This window comes from Neisseria sp. P0021.S006, from assembly GCF_051956895.1.
This window is the reverse complement of the sequence record NZ_JBQCWZ010001165.1, coordinates 1-473: the sequence shown is the minus strand read 5'-3', so window position 1 is coordinate 473 and position 473 is coordinate 1. Positions and strand designations below refer to the sequence as shown.

General features: G+C 53.5%; 1 pseudogene. It reads left to right on the top strand.

The annotated features are described in order from the left end of the window. Positions 1-412: pseudogene (locus ACTHUM_RS19275) on the top strand (NADP-dependent phosphogluconate dehydrogenase); the annotation flags it as partial. Positions 413-473: the final 61 nt, after the last annotated feature.

Sequence of the window (473 nt, the reverse complement as noted above, 5' to 3'; positions counted from 1 at the left end):
CCACGATTGGGCATTGAATTACGGCAATACTGCCCTCTTGTGGCGCGAAGGCTGCATCATCCGCAGCGCGTTCTTGGGCAACATCCGTGACGCATACGAAGCCAATCCTGATTTGGTATTCTTGGGTTCCGATCCTTATTTCAAAGGCGTGTTGGAAACCTGTCTGCCTGCATGGCGTAAAGTGGTGGCCAAAGCGATTGAGTACGGTATTCCGATGCCTTGCATGGCTTCCGCCATTACCTTCCTTGACGGCTACACTTCCGAGCGTCTGCCGGCCAACCTGCTGCAAGCGCAACGCGACTACTTCGGCGCGCACACTTACGAGCGTACCGACAAACCGCGCGGCGAGTTCTTCCATACCAACTGGACAGGCAAGGGCGGCGATACCGCTTCAACCACATACGATATTTAATTTGCCTGAGCAAACAAAAGGCCGTCTGAGTATTTCAGACGGCCTTTTTATAGGGTTATCC